The sequence below is a fragment of the Halarchaeum sp. P4 genome (assembly GCF_051195175.1).
Lineage (GTDB): Archaea > Halobacteriota > Halobacteria > Halobacteriales > Halobacteriaceae > Halarchaeum.
Window position 1 is genome coordinate 758,093 of record NZ_JBNTKC010000001.1, and the last position, 19,259, is coordinate 777,351.

General features: G+C 69.3%; 21 protein-coding genes. 10 read left to right on the forward strand and 11 right to left on the reverse strand.

Translation table 11 applies throughout. The features are described 5' to 3' along the window. Window positions 1-41: 41 nt before the first annotated feature. Genes ACQUS8_RS04075 through ACQUS8_RS04085 form a run of 3 tightly spaced genes read right to left on the reverse strand, consistent with a single transcriptional unit; the run spans window position 42 to window position 3,046 of the window. Window positions 42-941 carry an alpha/beta fold hydrolase gene (locus ACQUS8_RS04075; RefSeq protein ID WP_435097291.1) on the reverse strand — a complete coding sequence of 300 codons (900 nt, stop codon included), beginning with the start codon at window positions 939-941 and terminating at the stop codon, window positions 42-44. Beyond that, window positions 938-2,293, reverse strand: coding sequence for an NAD(P)/FAD-dependent oxidoreductase (locus ACQUS8_RS04080; RefSeq protein WP_435097294.1), 1,356 nt, complete (start codon window positions 2,291-2,293; stop codon window positions 938-940). The genes ACQUS8_RS04075 and ACQUS8_RS04080 overlap by 4 nt, the downstream gene beginning before the upstream one ends. 3 nt (window positions 2,294-2,296) lie before the next feature. Next, window positions 2,297-3,046 carry an FAD-dependent oxidoreductase gene (locus tag ACQUS8_RS04085; RefSeq protein WP_435097297.1) on the reverse strand — a complete coding sequence of 250 codons (750 nt, stop codon included), beginning with the start codon at window positions 3,044-3,046 and terminating at the stop codon, window positions 2,297-2,299. Between the two features lie 148 nt (window positions 3,047-3,194). Between ACQUS8_RS04085 and ACQUS8_RS04090 the strand changes: the two genes are divergently transcribed. After that, window positions 3,195-3,722: a type II toxin-antitoxin system RatA family toxin gene (locus ACQUS8_RS04090; RefSeq protein WP_435097300.1), complete on the forward strand. Its 528-nt coding sequence runs from the start codon at window positions 3,195-3,197 to the stop codon at window positions 3,720-3,722. Here ACQUS8_RS04090 and ACQUS8_RS04095 read toward each other — a convergent pair. Next, the gene (locus ACQUS8_RS04095; protein WP_435097303.1) at window positions 3,719-4,771 is read right to left on the reverse strand and encodes a M42 family metallopeptidase; all 1,053 of its coding nucleotides are present in this window, start codon (window positions 4,769-4,771) and stop codon (window positions 3,719-3,721) included. The two genes, ACQUS8_RS04090 and ACQUS8_RS04095, sit on opposite strands and share 4 nt — an antisense overlap. An 846-nt stretch (window positions 4,772-5,617) precedes the next feature. Here ACQUS8_RS04095 and ACQUS8_RS04100 point away from each other — a divergent pair. Then, entirely contained in the window at window positions 5,618-6,844 is a 1,227-nt protein-coding gene (locus tag ACQUS8_RS04100; protein WP_435097306.1) for an orc1/cdc6 family replication initiation protein, read from the forward strand. A gap of 6 nt (window positions 6,845-6,850) precedes the next feature. Here ACQUS8_RS04100 and ACQUS8_RS04105 read toward each other — a convergent pair whose 3' ends face one another. Next, the gene (locus ACQUS8_RS04105; protein ID WP_435097309.1) at window positions 6,851-7,921 is read right to left on the reverse strand and encodes a polyprenyl synthetase family protein; all 1,071 of its coding nucleotides are present in this window, start codon (window positions 7,919-7,921) and stop codon (window positions 6,851-6,853) included. Between the two features lie 94 nt (window positions 7,922-8,015). Here ACQUS8_RS04105 and ACQUS8_RS04110 point away from each other — a divergent pair, with 94 nt between their 5' ends. Further along, window positions 8,016-8,273, forward strand: coding sequence for an MTH865 family protein (locus tag ACQUS8_RS04110; protein WP_435097312.1), 258 nt, complete (start codon window positions 8,016-8,018; stop codon window positions 8,271-8,273). A gap of 2 nt (window positions 8,274-8,275) precedes the next feature. On the opposite strand, the gene ACQUS8_RS04115 is transcribed toward ACQUS8_RS04110, so the two are convergent. Then, window positions 8,276-8,608: a hypothetical protein gene (locus ACQUS8_RS04115; protein ID WP_435097315.1), complete on the reverse strand. Its 333-nt coding sequence runs from the start codon at window positions 8,606-8,608 to the stop codon at window positions 8,276-8,278. Between the two features lie 43 nt (window positions 8,609-8,651). After that, window positions 8,652-9,131 (reverse strand): hypothetical protein, encoded by a 480-nt coding sequence (locus ACQUS8_RS04120; RefSeq protein ID WP_435097318.1) that lies wholly within the window; start codon window positions 9,129-9,131, stop codon window positions 8,652-8,654. Window positions 9,132-9,227: 96 nt separating this feature from the next. Here ACQUS8_RS04120 and ACQUS8_RS04125 point away from each other — a divergent pair, with 96 nt between their 5' ends. The 3 genes from ACQUS8_RS04125 to ACQUS8_RS04135 are packed head-to-tail and all read left to right on the forward strand — an operon-like array spanning window position 9,228 to window position 12,068. Further along, a complete protein-coding gene (locus tag ACQUS8_RS04125) occupies window positions 9,228-9,941 on the forward strand; it encodes a hypothetical protein (protein ID WP_435097321.1) in 714 nt (237 codons plus the stop codon). A gap of 50 nt (window positions 9,942-9,991) precedes the next feature. Then, entirely contained in the window at window positions 9,992-11,293 is a 1,302-nt protein-coding gene (locus ACQUS8_RS04130) for a M28 family peptidase (protein WP_435097324.1), read from the forward strand. A 37-nt stretch (window positions 11,294-11,330) separates the two neighbouring features. Continuing rightward, the gene (locus ACQUS8_RS04135; RefSeq protein ID WP_435097327.1) at window positions 11,331-12,068 is read left to right on the forward strand and encodes an ATP-NAD kinase; all 738 of its coding nucleotides are present in this window, start codon (window positions 11,331-11,333) and stop codon (window positions 12,066-12,068) included. Window positions 12,069-12,086: 18 nt separating this feature from the next. Here the strand turns inward: ACQUS8_RS04135 and nth are convergent, their stop codons facing one another. Then, entirely contained in the window at window positions 12,087-12,770 is a 684-nt protein-coding gene (nth, locus tag ACQUS8_RS04140) for an endonuclease III (RefSeq protein ID WP_435097329.1), read from the reverse strand. Window positions 12,771-12,872: 102 nt separating this feature from the next. Here nth and mvaD point away from each other — a divergent pair, with 102 nt between their 5' ends. Both mvaD and ACQUS8_RS04150 read left to right on the forward strand, forming a co-directional pair. Continuing rightward, window positions 12,873-13,850, forward strand: a complete 978-nt coding sequence (gene mvaD, locus ACQUS8_RS04145) for a phosphomevalonate decarboxylase MvaD (RefSeq protein WP_435097332.1) — start codon at window positions 12,873-12,875, stop codon at window positions 13,848-13,850. 42 nt (window positions 13,851-13,892) lie between these two features. Next, window positions 13,893-15,044, forward strand: coding sequence for an NAD(P)/FAD-dependent oxidoreductase (locus ACQUS8_RS04150; RefSeq protein WP_435097335.1), 1,152 nt, complete (start codon window positions 13,893-13,895; stop codon window positions 15,042-15,044). Here ACQUS8_RS04150 and ACQUS8_RS04155 read toward each other — a convergent pair. Beyond that, window positions 15,041-15,511: a hypothetical protein gene (locus tag ACQUS8_RS04155; RefSeq protein WP_435097338.1), complete on the reverse strand. Its 471-nt coding sequence runs from the start codon at window positions 15,509-15,511 to the stop codon at window positions 15,041-15,043. The genes ACQUS8_RS04150 and ACQUS8_RS04155 overlap by 4 nt on opposite strands. Window positions 15,512-15,883: 372 nt before the next feature. Here ACQUS8_RS04155 and ACQUS8_RS04160 point away from each other — a divergent pair, with 372 nt between their 5' ends. Next, complete coding sequence (locus tag ACQUS8_RS04160) at window positions 15,884-16,663, forward strand: proteasome assembly chaperone family protein (protein WP_435097341.1); 780 nt, start codon at window positions 15,884-15,886, stop codon at window positions 16,661-16,663. On the opposite strand, the gene ACQUS8_RS04165 is transcribed toward ACQUS8_RS04160, so the two are convergent. Continuing rightward, a complete protein-coding gene (locus tag ACQUS8_RS04165; RefSeq protein ID WP_435097344.1) occupies window positions 16,664-16,855 on the reverse strand; it encodes a hypothetical protein in 192 nt (63 codons plus the stop codon). Between the two features lie 69 nt (window positions 16,856-16,924). After that, window positions 16,925-18,787: an SLC13 family permease gene (locus ACQUS8_RS04170; protein WP_435097347.1), complete on the reverse strand. Its 1,863-nt coding sequence runs from the start codon at window positions 18,785-18,787 to the stop codon at window positions 16,925-16,927. 161 nt (window positions 18,788-18,948) lie between these two features. Between ACQUS8_RS04170 and ACQUS8_RS04175 the strand changes: the two genes are divergently transcribed. Further along, entirely contained in the window at window positions 18,949-19,167 is a 219-nt protein-coding gene (locus ACQUS8_RS04175) for a hypothetical protein (RefSeq protein WP_435097350.1), read from the forward strand. Window positions 19,168-19,259: the final 92 nt, after the last annotated feature.

Consider the following 19,259-nt stretch of genomic DNA (forward strand, 5'->3'; position numbering starts at 1 on the left):
GCTCTCCTCGCCGGCGGTAGTAAAAGCGTCCGCCTTTGACCCTACGCGTCGAGGTGCGCGCGCAGGCGTCGCGTGACGCGCTCGGGGTGTTCGTGGTGGAGCCAGTGGGTCGCGTCCCCGAAGCGCTCGAGCGTGCCCGCAGCGCAGTAGTCCCGACTCGTCTCGGCCAACTCGGGGACGAGCGCCTGGTCGTCCTCGCCCCACAGAATCAGCGTCGGGGTGACCACGCGCTCGCGCGAGGGCGAGGAGGGCGCGCGCAGGAGTGCCCGGTACCAGTTCACCATCGCGGTCGGCGCGCCGTCGCGTCGCCACGCCGTCCGGTAGCGCTCGAGGTCGGCGGTGTCGAACGCGCCGGGGCGGGCCGCCTCCAGCGCCGCCACCCAGAGCGCGAAGTCGTCGCGGCGCGCCGTCCACTCGGGGAGCCACGGCAACTGGAAGAAGAGGAGGTACCAGCTCTTCCGGAGTTGCCGGGGGTTCGACGCGATCGTGCGCGTGAAGACGGTCGGGTGCGGCGCGTTCAGAATCGCGAGCCGGTCGACGAGGGCGGGATACCGCCGGGCGACGTCCCACGCGACGAGGCCGCCCCAGTCGTGGCCGACGACGTGCGCGGAGTCCCGACCCTCCGTGGCGACGAGGCCGGCGACGTCCCCCGAGAGCGCGTCGATGCCGTACGCGCCGACGCCGTCGGGTTTCGCGCTCAGGTTGTAGCCCCGCTGGTCGGGGACGAGAACGCGGTAGCCGGCCGCGACGAGCGGCGCGACGTGCTCGCACCAGCCGTACCAGAACTCGGGGAAGCCGTGCAGGAGGACGACGAGCGGGTCGTCGGGGTCGCCCGCCGCAACGACGTGCAGGCGGACGCCGTTCGCCTCGCGGTACTCGCTCGTCGCCGAGGGGGCGTCCGGGAGCGGCGCGTCCGCGGGCGTGGGCGGCTCGTCGGTCACCGCGACACCCCCGGGCGGAGCGCGCGCCACAGCGTCCGCGGCGCGAAGAGCGTCGCCGGCGACTCCTCGAGCAGGAAGACGCGCGCGAGCGTCTCGGCGAGCACGGGGTCGTCGTGTGCCTTTCGCGTGAGGCGCGCGATGTAGCGGTTGAAGACGTCAGTTCCGAGCGGCTTCGGACCGGTCGTCTGCGCGTACTCGAAGTCAGGGCCGACGGCGAGTCGCCAGACGACGTCGACGGTGTCGGCGGCGCGCTCGAAGAACCGCGGCGCGAGCGCGTCGGTCCCGGCCGCGAGCGCGTGGTGGAGGTGGAGCGCGTCGAGCGCCGCGACGGACATCCCGTGACCGTAGACGGGGTTGAAGCTCGCGAGCGCGTCACCGGTGACGAGCAGACCGTCGGGGAGCGCGTCGAGGTCCTCGTAGTGATAGCGGCGGCTCGACGGGAACGGGTACCCGACGGCCTCGTTCGTGCGCCACTCGTGCTCGCGGACGATGCGGCCGAGTTCGGGAACTGGGAGGCTCTCGGCGAACGCGACGAACGCCTCGGGGTCCGTCGGCGCCTCGTCCCCGTGCATCCCCTGGAGGGTAACGACCCACGCGCCGCCCTCGACGGGTATCGCGACGCCGCCGCGTGTCCGGGGCGCGCCCGGCGAGGCGAAGAGCACCCGGCGGTCGTCGGGCGGGCGCTCGACCCGAATCGTCGCGTAGGAGACGTCCACGCTGACGGTCTCGACCGCCGGCGCCTCGTCGCCGCGTTCCTCGAGCCACGACGGCGTCCGACTCGTCCGCCCCGTCGCGTCCATCACGAGGTCGGCGGCGAGCGTCTCGTGCTCCCCGTCGGGCGTCTGGACGTCCACGCCGGTGACGGCGTCGCCGGCCGCGTTCGTCCGGTAGTCGAGCCACTGCGTCCCGTCACGGACCGTCACGTCGTCGAGCGCGCGGACGCGCTCCCGGGCGACCTGCTCGAAGAGCGGCCGGGTGGCGCAGTAGAGCGAGAGGCGTGTCTCCGCGGCCGCGACGAACCCGCCCTCCCGGTACATCGAGAGGTCACGGGCGGCGTCGACCAGCAGGCCACCGCGCGCGAGTACCGTCTCGCAGAACCCCGGGAAGAGGTCCTCGACCGTCGCGCGGCCGGCTTCGAGCAGGATGTGTGGCTGGCGGGTCTGCGGGGCGCCGTCGCGCACCACCGGTTCGTCCGGGAGCACGTCCCGCTCGACGACCGTGACGCTGTCGTAGGCGTCGGCGAGCACGCGCGCCGCGCAGAGGCCCGCAATACTCCCGCCGAGGACGACGGCGTGCTCACCGACCGGCGAAACGCGCTCGCGGTCGTAGCGGGCAGTCTCCGAGAGGACCACGTGTTACTCGTCGTCGTCCTCGGCGACGCTCGGGTGCATCGTCGGCTCGTCGGGGTGGCGCTCCGCGAAGGCGTCCTGCATGCGCTCCATCGAGTCGAGTTCGCGCGCCTCGCGCTCCGGCTCGTCGATTTCCTCGACTCCCGGCGGGACGTCGCGGCCGCGGCCCGTGAAGTAGCCCTCGGGGGCGACCCAGTCGTGGTAGTAGGGGACCTCGGAGTCCTCGACGATCGTGAGGCCGACCTTCGCGCCGTGGCCGGCGACGATGGCGGTCTGGTGGGGTTCGGCGGCGAGGCGACCCGCGATATAGAGGCCCTCGACGTCGGTTCGGCCGCGGTCGTCGGTGCGGACGTAGGTCTTCGAGCCCTGCTGGTCGAGGTCGAGGTCGAAGCCGTCGAGGTAGCCGGGGTTCGACTTCGTCGCCGCGACGGCGTAGTCGCCCTCGTAGGCCTCGTTGCCGGCGGCGTCCGCGACGAACTGGCCCTCGACACGGCGCAGCGAGACCACTTCGTCCTCGACGAGGTCCGCGCCCGCCTCGGCGGCCTGCTCCTCGAGCAGGTCGAGGAACGTCCGCGGGTTCACGCCCGCGGGGAATCCCGGGACGTTCTCGAGGTGGCCGTTCCGTCGGAGGATGGACTCGCCCGCGTTCACGACGGTCGTCTCGAAGCCCGCGCGTGCAGTGTAGAGTGCGGCGTTCAGGCCGGCGACGCCGCCGCCGACGATGACGACGCTCGGCGCGTCAGTGGGTTCGCTCATGCCCGAGTCGTTGACGCCCACCGTTACAACGGTTGCGAACGCGGCGACGGCCACCCGTGGCACCACGGGACGACGGCGCGACGGTCGGGTGACGGCACCGCCGTGTGGCACCGACAACTTATGCCACTCGCGCGCGCACGTTCGAGTAGTGAAGACTGTCGAGGTCAGCACCACCGTCTACGCGCCACCCGGAGACGTCTACGACTTCCTCCTCGACTTCCCGGGCTACGCGAACTACTCGAAGCACCTCCAGTCCGTCCGCGCCGACGGCGAGGGCGGTCCCGGCACCGACTACTACCTCACGTTCGCGTGGTGGAAACTCGACTACACCCTCCACTCGCGCGTCACCGACGTCACGCGCCCCGAGCGAATCGACTGGGAAGTCGTCGAGGACTTCGACGCCGCCGGCCAGTGGGTCGTCGAGGAACTGGAAACGGGAGACGGCGAGGGGGAGACCGACGACGGGCGACCGGCGTGTGAGGTCCGCCTCGTCGTCACCTACGACCCGGACTCCGCACAGGGGACGCTCGACCTGCCGCTGTTCGTCTCGCTGGACTGGGTCATCGAGAAAGCCTCGAAACTCGTCGTCGAGGAGGGCGAGCGCGTCGTCGAGCGCGTTGTCGCCGACCTCGAGGGCGAGCGCCGCGCGGTCGACCTCCGGGTCGACGTCTACTAGAGCCGGTAGTCGTTCGCGCCGCTCTCGGAGTCGAGAAACGCCGCGAGGAGGTCGACCGTCGCGTCGATGTCGGCCTCGTGGGCGGCCTCCGTTACCGTGTGCATGTAGCGCAGCGGGACGCTGATGGCCCCGACGGGCTTCGCACCGTTCGTGTTCTGGAAGCCCGCGGTGTCCGTCCCGCCGGCCGGGAGCACTTCGAGCTGATGGGTGATGGTCTCGCTCTCGGCGACCGAGCGCATCCGTTTGTGGACCTTCGGGTTTGTGATGACGCTCCCGTCCTTCAGTTTGATGGCAGCGCCCTCCCCGAGTTCGGTGACGTACTTCGACTTGTCGCTCATCTGCGGGATGTCGTTGGCGACGGTGACGTCGAGTGCGACGGCGAGGTCCGGGTCGAGGTCGACGCCGAGCGCCTTCGCACCCCGGAGGCCGACCTCCTCCTGGACGGTCGCCGCGAAGTGGACGGTGACGTCGGGGTCGACCCGTTTGGCGGCCTCGAGCATCGCGAAGAGGCAGACCCGGTCGTCCATCGACTTCCCGGTGACGGTGTCGCCGAGGACGCGGGTGTCCTGGTCCATCGTCACGACGTCACCGACGGAGACGAGGTCCTCGACCGTCTCGGCGTCGCGCCCGAGGTCGACGTAGAGGTCCTCGACTTCGTCTTTCGACTCGCGCTCCTCCTCGCTCATCGTGTGCGGCGGCGGCGACCCGATTATGCCCTCGACGTCGCCCTCGGCGGCGTGGACGGTGACGCGCTGGGCACGCAGGACGCGAGGGTCCCACCCGCCGAGCGCGTCGAGTTTCAGGAAGCCGTCGTCGGTGACGTGTTTCACCATGAAGCCGATTTCGTCCATGTGCGCGGCGACCGCCACCTCGTAGTCGGGGTTCTCGGACCCCTCGACGGTGGCGACGACGTTCCCCATCGCGTCCGTCCGAATCTCGTCGGCGACGTCGGCGAGTTCGCGCCGGACGACCTCGCGGATGCGGTCCTCGTGGCCGGGCGCGCCGTGCGCCTCGGTAAGTTCCTGCAGCAAGTCGAAGTTCGCGTCCATACCTCCTCGGTGGGTCGGCCCGGCAATAAATACCGGACCCTCGACGGCGAGTGCGCCCACCCGAACACCCCGAGGGCGGCCTCCCGAACCCCCCACGTTTCCGTCGTTTCCGGCGTGTGTCCGGGCGGGTGCCGGGTCCCACCCACCCCACGTTTCCGTCGTCCCGGGCGAGTGAGCGGGAGAGCGGAGGAGGGGTGCCCGCGACACCCCCACCCCACGTTTCCGTCGTACGCGCCGCGAAAGAGGGGGAGGGGGTGACGGCGCGAGCGAGTCAGGAAGGCACGGAGACGGCCGACGACAGCAGCGAGACGCGCACACCGACTCGATACCGGTGAAGCGGGGATGGGCGAGCCCGTCACGATGGGTGGCCGTCACAGCCGTCGGTGCTTCCGGCGGTGGGCTGACTCGACTCGGGGCCGCTCGGCCTCTAACCGGATGTTTGAAGTACGAGAGTAGAGTTATAGTTCAGTAAGTATACTTCGTGTACTGTCGTAACGAAGAGTGCTTCGTGTAGACGCCCGAAACGTACACGTTCTCACGGCTGTTCCTGTTCCGCCCCGAGCTTCCTCTCCAGCGCGCCCTACCGTCGATCGTGCGCCGGCGTTCCGTCGTTTCTCCTCCACCCCGTCCCGCTTCGCGGAATACGTCGGAAACGTGGGGTGGGTGGGTTCCCTGTGTTTCCACGCTCGTCGGCGGAGGAACGGGGATTCCGAGCACCGCGACATCGCCGTACTCGCCACGATACGCACGCCTCACCGCCCCTCGCCGACTCGGATTACGTCGGAAACGAGGGGTGGCGACTTCGCGAGGTTTATCCGGGCGAGTCGATACTGGACGGACACCCGAATGGCGCCCGACTCCTCCTCCATCGACGACCCTCTCTTCGACGCGGGCCACCGCATCTTCGCGAACAAGGACCTCCTGAAGACCGGCCACGTCCCCGAGGCCGACCGCATCGTCGGCCGGGACGAAGAAATTTCGAAGCTCGCGACGCGACTCAACGGCGCCGTCCACGGCTACTCCCCGGAGAACGTGATGGTCTACGGGAAGACCGGCACGGGCAAATCGCTCGTCTCCCGGCACGTCTGTCAGCGCGCGCGCAACGCCGCCCAAAGCGACGTCACAATCGGCACCGCCTACATCGACTGCGCGGAGGACAACACGGAGACGCAGGCCGTCTCCTCGCTCGCCGCGAAACTGAACGACGAGGACGAGACCGGCATCTCGGTGCCCCACACCGGCCTCAGCACCTCGAAGTACTACAAGCTCCTCTGGGAGACGCTCGACGCCCAGTACGACTCGACCATCGTCATCCTCGACGAGGTCGACTTGATGAACGACGACAGCGTCCTGATGAAGCTCTCGCGCGCCGAGGAGGCCGGCAAGATCGAGGGGAGCATCGGCATCATCGCCATCAGCAACAAGATCCAGTACATCGACGACCTGAACGAGCGCGTCAAGAGCAGCTTCCAGCACAAGGAGCTCTTCTTCAAGCCCTACGACGCGAACCAGCTCCGCGAAATCATGTACAACCGGCAAGACGCCTTCCGCGAGGGTGTGCTCTCCGAGGACGTCATCCCGCTCTCGGCGGCGTTCGCCGCACAGGAGCACGGCGACGCCCGGAAAGCCATCGACATCCTACGCCACGCCGGCGAAGTCGCCTTCGAGGAGGAGGCCGACACCGTCCGGGAGAGCCACGTTCGGCAGGCCCAACAGCACGCCGAGAAGGACCGCTTTCGCGAGCTCGTCAGCGGCGCGCCGACGCAGGCGAAGGCCGCGCTCCTCGCGCTCACCGAACTCTCCATCAACGCGAGCGAGGACGCCTTCCTCACGAGTCAGGTCTACGACCAGTACGAGCGGGTCTGTGAGTTTCTCGACATGGACGTCCTCTCCGTGCGGCGCTTCCGGGACATCCTGAAGGAGCAGGCGTTCCTCGGCGTCGTGGAGATCGAGAAGATAAACAAGGGGAGCGCGGGCGGCATCCACCTCCAGAACCGCCTCATCGAGGACGCACACGTCGTCCGCGAGACGATACTGGAGGACACCCGGATGCAGGACTGGGCGAGCGAGTAGCGGGAGTTACACGTCGCGTTCGACGACGTACTCGGCGAACGCGGCGAGTTCGGCGCGCGTCTCCTCGTCGACGGGCACCTCGTGGAGGGCGTCCAGCGATTCCTCGACGAGCGCGAGCGCGCGCTCGCGGGCGTACTCGACGCTCCCGTACTGCTGCATGATGTCGATGGCTTCGAGCGCCTCCTCGTCGGTGGTGTCGTCGGCGGCGAGAATCTCGGTGAGGCGCGCGGCGTCCTCGTCGCTCGCGTTCCGGACGGTGTGGACGACCATCAGCGTCTTTTTGCCCTCCTTGATGTCGTTGCCGACGGCCTTCCCGAACTCGCCGGTGGACTCGGGGTCGACGCTGTGCTCGACGTCGAGGACGTCGTCGGAGATCTGGAAGGCGATGCAGACGGTCTCCATGAACTCCGCGAGCGCCCGCTCGGTCTCGTCGCTCTGGCCGGTGACGAGGGCGGCGAGGCGGCCGACGATGCGGCCGAGACAGCCGGTCTTGCATGCGGACATCTCCATGTACTCGGCTTCGGTGATGTCGACGGCGTCGTCGTTGTGCCAGCGGATGTCCATCCCCTGCCCAAGGTGGGTGCGGTTCAGCTCGTAGGTGAGCATCTCGTAGACAGCGAGGCGCGTCTCAGGGGGGAGGTCGCCGGGGTCGCGCTCAAGGATTTTCAGCGGGATGAAGTAGAGGGCGTTCCCAGCGTTCAGCGCGATGTCCTGCCCGTAGCGGCGGTGGATGGCTTCCTCGCCGCGGCGCATCTCGGCCTCGTCCTCGACGTCGTCGACGATGATGGTGCCGTTGTGGAGGATTTCGGGGATGACGGCATACGGGAGGAGTTCGTCGGGGTCCGCGCCGAACCCGTCGACGAGCATGAGGAAGACGACGGCGCGCCAGCGCTTCCCGCCGCGGTCGAGGAGGTCCCAGACGGGGACGGAGAGGGCGTCCTCGATGGCCTCGGCGTCGTACTCGTATCGGCCCTCGCCGAAGAACGACCGGAGGTACTCCTGGGTGAGGGCGCGCGGGAGGACGCGTTCGATTTCGCGGTCCACCGCGGGCCGCCACTCGGAGAGCGGGTCGGACATATAGCCCGGGATTCGCGCGGGTGAGCAAAAAGGTTGAGTTCTCACACCCCCGAGCAGTCACAATCCTTTTCCGGTCCGTCGGCGACCATCGCTCATGAGCGATGCAGAAGCCGAACTCCGCGACGAACTCACTGCGGCCTTCGAAGGCGCGGACTATCCCGTCACCAGCATGACGAGTCTCCTGCCCGTCCTCCCGCGCGGCCCGATGACGAAGTTCAGCGCGGGCGAGACGACCTACTCCGCGATGGAGCTCGCGAAACTCCTCTCCGGCCACGAGGACTTCCCCTACGAGAACGTCGAGAGCCTCGTCGACGACGTCATCGCGGGTCTAAAGGCCGAAGGCGAACTCTAGTTCTAGTCGCGTCGCCAGTAGACGGCGACGGCGAGAACCCCACAGATAGCGACGCCGATGACGTTCATCCCGAGGAACGCCAGTCCCATCCCGAGGACGAACGCGAGGATGGCGGCGTCGTGCCCGTAGTCCCGACCGGTGTAGAGCATCCAGCACGCGACTAGCTCTGCGAGCGCGATGGCGAACGCGACGCCACCCAAAGCGAATTCCGCGAGCGTGCTGTCTCCGAGCGCGACGAGCGCGTAACCGGTGAGCGCGCTGACGGCGACGGCGAGCAGGCCACCGACGGCGAGGAGTTGGGAGACCGTGTCGACGCGTCGCGGTGAGTCGACCATACGTCTCTCTGGCCGGCCACGACCGTATAGTCCCACGGGTTCCTCACCAGTCGAGGTCGTCGAGCGGCGAGTCGATGCCCCGGTCGGCCGGCGACGGCTGCGGATAGTACTCCCGGTTGCTCCAGACGTAGGCGACGATGACGGCGCCGACGAGGGCGGCGCCGAGGGCGCCCGTGATCGAGGCCGCAACGGTGGAGAGGCCGAAGACGAGGAGTGCGCCGACGTAACCCCAGCGTTCGAGCGTCCAGAGGCCGTAGACGATGGCGAGCTGGGCGGCGGCGACGCCGACGGTGACGAGCGCCGCGACGGCATCAAGCGGCCCGCCCATTTGGAGGAGTTTCACGCCGCCCATGAGGTCGAGGCCGGCGGAGAGCGCGGCGAGCACGCAGATGACCTTGATGCCGAGCGGCGCGCGTTCCGGGGTCTCCACGCCGTCGACACCGTCGCGACGGCGCTCGCGGGGCGGAGTGCGCGCGTCCCGGTCCACCGGCGTCCCGCGCGGCTCCGGGTCGGTGTCGGGCATACCCGTACCGGACGCGGGCGCGCCACCTAAACGGCGGGCGTCACCGCGACGGTGGCCACGGAAACGCAGAAGTATCAGACCCTCAATACTCCCCGTGTGCCCTCCTTCAGTCCCCGCACTCGCCGCCTCGCCCTCGGCGCGCTCGGCGCCGCCCTCCTCCTCGCCGCCGTCTTCGCGCCCGTCCAGTCGACGGCCGTCGCGTACACCCACCAGTACGACGTCGAGACCGTGAGCGCCGACCGTCCGAACCTCGCCGACGTCCTGGAGATACCCGAACGGACGGCGGACTGCTCCCGCGAGCAGTGCCCGCTCGCCCACGAGGCCGTCACGAACGGCTCGCAGGTCGTTCACGAGGTGCGCTACGAGCGGGCGTACGCCCTCGACGGCGGGTTCGCGCTCGTCATCTTCGAGGGGCGCGACAGGCCGTTCTACCGGACGAACATTACGCACTACGACAACAACAGCGTCGGGGTCGCCCTCGAACCGGTCTCGAACGCGACCGCGCTCGACCTCGCGTCCACGTCCGCGCGGCACTATCCGGCCGCCACCCAGCGCCTCCTCGAACGGGGCCGCGTCCGCACCGATCACGCGCTCGCCGGCTACGCGCTCTGGACGCACACCCACGCGATACTCGCCTACGAGGGCGACCACTACCGGCAGTCCTTCTTCGAGTATCGCGGAAGCGCGGACAGCGTCGAGGCGTTCGTCCGTCTCTTCCTGCTCCTTTCGGGCGCGCTGCTCTGCTACGCGGCCGGCCGGACGCGCGTCCCGGAGGTACGCGACGTGACGAGCGCGCACGACGAGGAGTGAGCCGCCTCGGACAGCCAACGCTTAGGTGGGCGGCGCGCCGACACCCGAGTATGTCGGAGTGGATCGGCGAGACGTTCACGAGCGAGACGGGCTGGAACCACCTCGAGACGCTCGTGGACATCGGGAACCGGATGGCCGGGAGCGAGGGCGAGCGCGAGGCGGCGGTGGCGACGCGGGACGCGCTCGCCGAGCACGCGCGCGACGCGCGCCTCGACGAGTTCGAGATTCAGGGCTGGGAGCGCGGCACCTCCCACATCGAGGCTGGCGACACCACGCAGGACTGCATCGCGCTCCCGCGCAGTCCCTCGGGCGAGGTGACGGGCAAGTTCGTCGACCTCGGCCACGGCCTGCCGGAGGACTTCGAGGGCCGCGACCTCACCGGGACGGTCGTCATGGTTTCCTCGGACGTCCCCGGCCACTACGACCGGGTCGTCCACCGCCGCGAGAAGTACTATTACGCCGTCGAGGCGGGCGCGGCGGCGTTCGTCTTCAGGAACCACTACGAGGGCGGTCTCGCGCCGACGGGGAGCGTCGGCACCGCCGAGTCGCCGGTCGGAGAGATTCCGGCGGTCGGCGTCTCCAAGGAGGTCGGCGCGCGCCTCTCGCGGCGCTTCGACGGCGACGACGTCACCGTCGCGGTGGACGCGACGCTCTCCGAGGCCACGTCGCAGAACGTCCACGCGGAACTCGGTCCCGACACCGAGGAGGCGGTGCTCCTCACCGCGCACGTCGACGCCCACGACATCGCGGAGGGTGCAGTCGACAACGGGACGGGCACCGCGATGGTCGTCGAACTCGCGCGGATACTCGCTGACCGCGAGGACGACCTCGACACCCGCGTCCATTTCCTCGTCTTCGGCGCGGAGGAAGTCGGCCTCGTCGGGTCCGCGTACGACGCCGCGAAACGCGACCGGGACGCGATTCGCGCCGTCCTGAACTGCGACGTCGTGGCGGCCGCGCGCACCCTCGAAGTCACCACAAACGGTTTCGACGCGCTGACGCGAGCCGTCGAGGACGTCGGCGAGCGCTTCGGGCACCCGGTGACGACGAACCCCGAGCTCGGCCCACACTCCGACCACTGGGAGTACGTGGCGTACGGCGTCCCCGGCGTGATGGTCGCGAGCGACACCGGCGACAGCGGGCGCGGCTGGGCGCACACCGCCGCGGACACGCTCGACAAGGTGGAGAAACGCACCTTCCGCGAGCAGGCCGTCCTGCTCGCCGCGCTCGCCGTCGACGTGGCGGACGACGGGTTCTCCGTCGTGCACGCCGCCCCCGAAGACATCGCGGCGGCCTGCGAGGCCCAGGACCTCGCCGAGGGCATGAAGGTAACCGGCGATTGGCCGTTCTGACAGCAGTTTTTTCCCCGCGGGAAGCGACCCTCCGACGATGACCGACGCACACGTCGGGCTCGTCGGCCCCGATGCCGACGGCGCCGCCGCCGTCGTGGGGAACGCGGGCGGCCACGCACACGTCGGCACCGCCGCCGACGTCCTCGCGGAGCGCGTCGACGCCGTCGCCGCGCTCTCCGAGTCCGCGCTCTACGACCTCGTGCGGGCCGGCCTCCCGACCGACACGCCAGTCCTAGCCGTGAACGCCGGGGACGGCGTCCCGTCCGTCCCCGCGACCGACCGAGACCGCGCGCTCCGTCGCCTCGTCCGGGGCGAGTATTCGACGCGCGAGCGCCAGACACTCGCCGTCGACGCCCGCCGCGAGGAGTACCGCGCGCTCGCCGACGTCGCGCTCGTCACCGCGGAAGCCGCGCGCATCTCCGAATACGCCATCGACGCCACCGGCGAGACCGGCGAGGTCCACGTCGACACCGTACGCGCGGACGGCGTCGTCGTCGCGACGCCTGCGGGCACCCGGGGATACGTCCGCACCGACGACGCGCCCGTCCTCTCGCCGACCGTTGAGGCCGTCGCTGTCGTCCCCATCGCGCCGTTCCGCGTCGAATGCCCGGACTGGGTGGTGTCGCTCCCCGCGACGCTCTCCGTCGAACGCGACGAGACGAAGGTCGCGCTCCTCGTGGACGACGAGGACGTCGGCCTCGTCGAACCCGGGGCGCCCGTCGCCATCAGCTACGGCGATCCCGTGACGCTCGCCGTCACCGACGAGCAGGACTGAGCGGCCCCACGAACGCGCCTACCACTCCGAGCCGTCCGCGAGGTCGACGTCGTGGTCGAGTTTCGAGGACGGACAGATGTCCTCGAGAACGCAGTCCGAACAGTCCGGGTTGCGCGCCGTACAGGTGTCCCGGCCGTGGCTGATGAGCCAGTGCGTGAAGTTCTGCCAGTGCTCGCGGGGCACGACGTCCATCAGGTCCTGCTCGATTTTCTCCGGGCGCTTCTCCTCCGTGATGCCGAGCCGGCGGCTGATGCGCTGGACGTGCGTGTCGACGACGATACCCTCAGTGATGTCGTGGCCGTGCTGGAGGACGACGTTCGCCGTCTTCCGCCCGACGCCGGGGAGGTCCGTGAGCTCCGACATGGTGTCCGGCACCTCGCCGTCGTGCTCCGCGACGATGGTCTCGCAGGCGTCGTGGATGTAGCCCGCCTTGTTGTTGTAGTAGGTGATGGAGTTGATGTCCTCGGCGAGCTCCTCGACGTCCGCGTTCGCGTAGTCCTCGGGACCGTCGTACTTCTCGAAGAGGTCCGCGGTCACCTTGTTCACGCGCTCGTCCGTGCACTGCGCGGAGAGCACGACGGCGATGAGGAGTTCGAGCCGGTTCGAGAAATTCAGCGAGATTTCGGGCTCGGGGTACTCCGCCTCGAGCCGGTCGATGACCTCCTCGGCCTGTGCCTCCCGCGAGTCGAGTGAGTCGCCCATACCGGCGAGTCGGGTCGCGTGTGGTTTCACTGGTTCGATTCTCACACTCACCCAAACCCGCGTTTCGGGGGCTTTATGGCCGCGTCCGCCGGCCGATGTGGTATGAAGGCCACCGCGAAAGCCCACCCGATTCAGGGCCTCGTGAAGTACCACGGGATGCGCGACCACGACGCGCGCTACCCGTACCACGACAGCATCAGCGTCTGCACCGCGCCCGCGCACACGAAGACGACCGTCGCGTTCGACGAGTCGCTCGACGCTGATGAGTACGTCATCGGCGGCGAGGACGTGACGGGGAGTGGGGCCGCACGCATCGAGAGCGTCCTCGACGAAGTCCGGGAGCGCGCCGGCATCGAGACGCGCGCGAAGCTCGTCAGCGAGAACGACTTCCCGACGAACATCGGCCTCGGCTCCTCCGCGTCGGGCTTCGCCGCGGCCGCCGTCGCCGCCTGCGAGGCCGCGGGCCTCGACCTCTCACACCCCGAGATGTCCACTATCGCCCGTCGGGGCTCAGCGTCGGCCGCGCGCGCCGTCACCGGCGGCTACTCCGACCTCGGCGGCGGCCTGAGCGACGCGGAGTGTCGTAGCCACCGCATCGAGGCCGCCGAGACCTTGGAAGACGACGTCCGCATCGTCATCGCCGAAGTGCCGGCGTACAAGGAGACGCAGGCCGCCCACGACGAGGCCGAGGACAGCCACATGTTCGACGCGCGGCGCGTCCACGTCGAGGACCAACTCGCGGAGATGCGCACCGCGCTCCGGGACGGCGACGTCGAGCGCGTCTTCGAGACCGCCGAACACGACTCGCTCTCGCTCGCCGCGACGACGATGACCGGGCCCGCCGGCTGGGTCTACTGGAAGCCCGACACGCTCGAGGTGTTCGAGACCGTCCGTGACCTCCGCGACGAGGGGGTCCCCGCGTGGTTCTCGACGGACACCGGCGCGACCGTCTACGTGAACACGGACGCCGAGCACGTCGACGCCGTCGAGGCGGCAATCGCCGAGACGGGCGTGAACACGCGCGTCTGGGAGGTCGGCGGTCCCGCACGCGTCATCGACGCGGACGAAGCGCTCTTCTGAGCGGGCCCGAAACCCGAAGGCCCACGCCTTCGAAGCGCGAGTATGCACGTCGCTGTACTCGGCGGAGGCTACGCCGGCCTGCTTGTCACGCGCAAGCTCGAGGAGCGACTTCCGCCCGAGGACGAGGTCGTGCTCGTCGACGAGACGGGCGACCACCTCGTCCAGCACGAACTCCACCGCGCCGTCCGGTATCCCGACATCGTCGAGGACATCTCGCTCCCACTCACCGACCTCACGGAGCGCGCGACGGTGCGCGAGGCGACGGTGACGGCCGTCGACACAGACGGGCGGACGGTCGAACTCGACGACGGCACGCTCGACTACGACGCCTGCGTGGTCGCGCTCGGCTCGCAGACCGCCGACCACGGCATCCCGGGCGTCGAGGAGCACGCGACGCCGCTGAAGCGCCTCGAACACGCCGCTCGCCTCCGCCGGAAGTTCCTCGACGTCGTGGAGACGGGTGGGGGCACGGTCGCCGTCGCGGGCGCGGGGCTCTCGGGTGTCCAGACGGCCGGCGAGTTCGCGGCGCTCGCCGAGCAGGAGGGCGTCCGGGACGCCGTCGAAGTCGTCCTCGTCGAGCAAGCCGACACCGTCGCGCCGTCCTTCCCGGAGAACTTCCGGGCAGAGACCCGCGATGCCCTCGAAGCGTACGGCGTGCGCATCGAGACGGGGACGACGATTACCGAGGTCCGGGAGGACGACGTCGTCACCGAGGGCGGGTCGTTCCGCTACGACATGCTCGCGTGGACGGGCGGCGTCCGCGGACCGGACGCGCTCGACGGTATCAGACGGGACGTCCGCGCGGACCTCCGGCTGGCGGACCGGACGTTCGTCGTCGGCGACGCCGCGCGCATCGTGGACGCGGACGGCGAGCGGGTGCCCGCGAGCGCGCAGGCGGCCGTCCGGGCGTCGCCGACCGTCGCGACGAACGTCGCGCGCGTCCTCGAGGCCGCGCGGAACGACAAACCCGTCGAGCATCTGGAGAAGTGGGCGTTCGAGACGCCGGGCTGGCTCATCAGCGTCGGCGACGACGCCGTCGCACAACTCGGCCCGCAGGTCCTCCGCGGGTCGGCGGCGAACGTCGTGAAGTCGAGCGTCGGCCTCACCTACCTCGCCGAGCACGGCTCGCTCCGAAACGCCCTCCGGGTGCTCCGGGAGGAACTCGGCGACGGACGCGTCATCCCCGAACCCTAGATGCCGGGGATGCCTGCGGTGCGGAACCAGCCCAGTCCCACGAGGTCGAGCGCGCCGTCGAGGACGAGCGCGACCAGCCACGTCCCGACGCCGAGGAGGCCGGCGGCGAGCCAGCCGCCCTCGTAGCGCCACTTGAGGACGCCGAACCAGCCGACGAGCGCGAGAATCGGCCCGAAGAACGGTATCCACCCGAGCGCGAACAGCACGGCCTCGCCGAGCACGGCGGTGAAGAGCGCGTGCAGGTAGCTCTCCTCATCGGTGAAGACGAGTGACGCGCCGTGAATCGCGAGCGCACCGAGCAGGAGGCCGACGAGGAGGCCGACGACGCCGATGGTCCCGGCGCTCACGAAGTGGAAGACGTCGCCCGCCGGCGCGAACGGGGCGAAGAGGACGCCGACGAACCGTCCGGCGACGTAGAACGCGAACACGACCACCAGGAGGGAGACGAGCGCGACCAGGGCCGACATGTCTCGGGATACTCGACGTCGTCACTTAGGGACTCGACCTCACGCGGGACGGCGTCGAACACACTTCTGCCTTCTAAAAGACTTGGCCAGTCAGGGGGTAGCACTACTTGAGTGGAGACGTTATATCCGATGCCTGCGTGTCAGGCCCGACCGTGGGGCAGGTCGGACCGGGGTGGCCGAATCGCTCGCTGCCCTGGACGGATGCCGGTTCGACTATCCACCACCACCCTCCGGCGTCTGGACCGCCCCGCTTTCGGACGGCGCGTGCCCTCTGGGGGGAGGCCTCCGTCGTCCGTTCTCTCGCGTTTCGACTCGTCGAGCGGCGCGTCCGGGGAGTGGTTCTAAGAGTGCGGCGGACGCACGGACACCCACATGTCCGATTCGACCCCGACTGCCTCCTTCGAGCGACTGACGGACAGCCCGGACGAACGCGCGACGCTCGTCGAGGGCCTGCCCGGCCACGGCCTCGTCGCGGCCATCGCCGTCGACCTCGTCACGCGCCAACTCGACCTCGAACAGCACGGAGCTATCACCTCCCCCGCGTTCCCCGCCGTCTCCTCGTTCGCGGACGGCCGCGTTCGGGATCCTGTCCGGGTCTACGCGGGCGACGACCCCTCGGTGATGACGCTCCAGTCCGACGTGCCGTTCCCCGAGTCCGCCTACGACGCCCTCGCTGACGGCGTCCTCGGCGGCATCGGCGACGACCTCGACCGCGCCGTCCTCCTCGTCGGCGCGCCCGCCGAATCCCAGCAGGAAGTCGGCGACGTCTCCGGTATCGCGACGACGGACGCCGTCGCGAGCGATCTCTCGGCGGCCGGCATCGACCTCGCCGAGGGGACCGGCCTCGTCGGCGGCGCGACGGGCGCGCTCCTCGCCGAATGCTACCATCGGGACGTCCCGGCCGCGGCGCTCGTCGTCCGCGCGAACCCCTACATACCGGACCCGCGCGCCGCACAGGCGGTCATCGAGGACGCGCTCGAACCGCTCGTCGACTTCGACATCGACACCGCACAGCTCGAGGCGGAAGCCCACGAGATAGAGGACCGCCTCGAGCAGATGGCCGAACAGTACCGGCGCGCGCAGACGGGGCCGGCCGAGGAGCAGTCGGCGCCGACGAAGCGCTCGCCCACCCTCTCGAACATGTATCAGTAACTAGATGTCGTCGGTCACCGCGTCGACGGCCTGAATGACGATGCGGCCGTCGCGCGTCCGCACGTAGACCTCCTCGCCGATGTCCAGACCGGCGACGAGGAGTTCGTCCTCGTGGATGTTCACGTGCGCGTTGTGGTACTCGCCGTCGGCACCCTTCGCCCCGCTCGGGCTCAGGGTCTTCTTCCGCACCATGCTGTCTTCGCCGAAGCCACGCGCCGATAAAACGGTAGCGACTGCCTCGCCGGCCGAGTCGGCGCGCGACTACGCGCGCACGCCCCAGATGAAGACGATGCCGAGCACCGTCACCACCGAGAGGAGGAACTGGAGTGGCGCGCCGACGCGCACGTAGTCGCTGAACTTGTAGCCGCCCGGCCCGTAGACGAAGAGGTTCGTCTGGTAGCCGACGGGGCTGAGGAACGCCGTCGAGGCGGCGAACGTCACCGCGAGGACGAACGCGAAGGCGTTCGCGCCGAGGCGGTTCGCGGCGTCCACCGCGACGGGAATCATCAACACGACGCTCGCGTTGTTCGAGATGACGCTCGTCACGAGCCCCGTCACGATGTAGAACACCCAGAGGACACCGAGCAGCGGGAGGACGTCGCCGCTCGCAGCCACGAGTTGCCCGATGAGCGCGGCCGCCCCCGACTGCTCGATGGCGATGCCGAGCGGGATGACGCCCGCGAGCAGGAAGATGACGTCCCAGTCGACGCTCTCGTAGAGCTCGCTCGGCCGGAGGACGCCCGACAGCACCATCGCTACGACGCCCGCGAGCGCCGTCACGACGATGTTGACCGGGAGGAACGGCTGGGAGGCGAGCGCGACGACGCCGACGATGATGGCGACGGCGTGCGGTATCTTCTCCGTCCGATAGCTCGGCTCCTCGGGTTCGCGCGCGACGATGAAGTCCGGGTTCTGCGCGAGGCGGTCGATGCTGTCCGCGGGCGCCTGAATCAGGAGCGTGTCGCCGATGCGCAACTCGACGTTGTCGAGTCGCGAGCGTACCGTCTCGCCGCGCGAGCGGAACGCGAGGACGTTCGCGTCGTAGCGCTGGCGGAACGACGTCGAGGTGAGTGTCTCCCCGACGAGCGCTGACCCCGACTGGATGACGACTTCGACGAGCGACTGCTCGTCGCGGCCCTCCTCCAGTTCGGCCTCCGTTCGCGGCATCCCCGTCAAGTCGAGCCCGTCGAGTTCCGCGATAGTCGCGAGCGTGTCCCGGTCCGTGCGGAGCATCAACACGTCGCCCGGCCGGATGCGTTTGCTGTCGATGCCCTCGAAGAACGTCTCCTTGTCCCGGGTAATCTGGAGGATGTCCGCGTCGAACACCGCGTCGTCGATGGCGCGCGCCACTGTCTCGCCGACGATGGGCGAGTCCTCGCGGACGACGACCTCCGTCACGTAGTCCTGAATCTCGTACTCCTCGAGGTAGTCGTCGCGCGCCGGCACGCGCTCCGGGAGGAGACGATAGCCGACCGTCATCAGGTAGATGGAGCCGACGATGAGGACGACGACGCCCAGCGACGTGAACTCGAACATCGAGAACGGCGCGCCCTCCACGCCGAGGTCCGCGGCGACGCTGGACGCGAGGATGTTCGTCGACGTCCCGATGAGCGTCAACATCCCGCCGAACATCGACGCGAACGAGAGCGGCATCAGGAGCTTCGAGGGCGAACTGTTCCCCTCGTGCGCGAGGTCCGTGATGACCGGGACGAGGATGGCGACGACCGGTGTGTTGTTGATGAACCCCGAGACCGGCCCCGTGACGCCGATGGTCGCCGCGAGCTGCTTCATCGGGTCGTCGCCCGCGAACGACGCCATCCGCTTCCCGATGGACTGGACGAGTCCCGTCTTCGAGACGCCGGTGGAGAGGATGAGCATCGCCAACACCGTAATCGTCGCGGGGTTCGAGAATCCCGAGATACCTTCCGCGACGGACACCTCCGTCCACGGCCCGAGCACCATCAACACCACCATAATGGCGATGGCGGTGACGTCGATGGGGAGCGCCTCGGTCACGAAGAGCACGAGCGCGAGCGCGACTACGACGAGCACAACCACGATGGAGGGTGTCACCGTCGCACTCCCCGCTTGCGCTGGAAGTAGTGAGAGAACGGTACCGACCATACCCGCAGTGACTCGCGAACCCCGTAAAGGGTTGATGGTCCGCTCCGGTGAGCCACCCGCTGCGCCCGCCGTTCACCCGTCACGCGACGGCCCCGTGACTGACCACTGACGATGTCGTCCCCGACCCCGGATTTATGTGCAGGTGCAAACGAGGCTACCACATGTCACGATCGGACGACGGACAGGGGGAGAGCGGCGGGTCGTCGCTCACCTGGAAAATCGACACCGACGGGGACGCGGCGTCGGAGATCATCGGAAAGGGGAAAGGCTGGGGAATTCCCGGCATCGTCGTCTTGGGTACACTCGCGCTCGACTTCGTGTTCAACGGCGGGCAGGTCACCCTCTCAATCGTCGACGCGGTCCTCAGCGCCGTCACGTGACCGGAAACGCGACGACGCACGACCCGGACGTCGGGCCATCCTCTGAGTCCCCTCCACGTCGGAACATACCGTTCTCTCGAAGGGGACACACG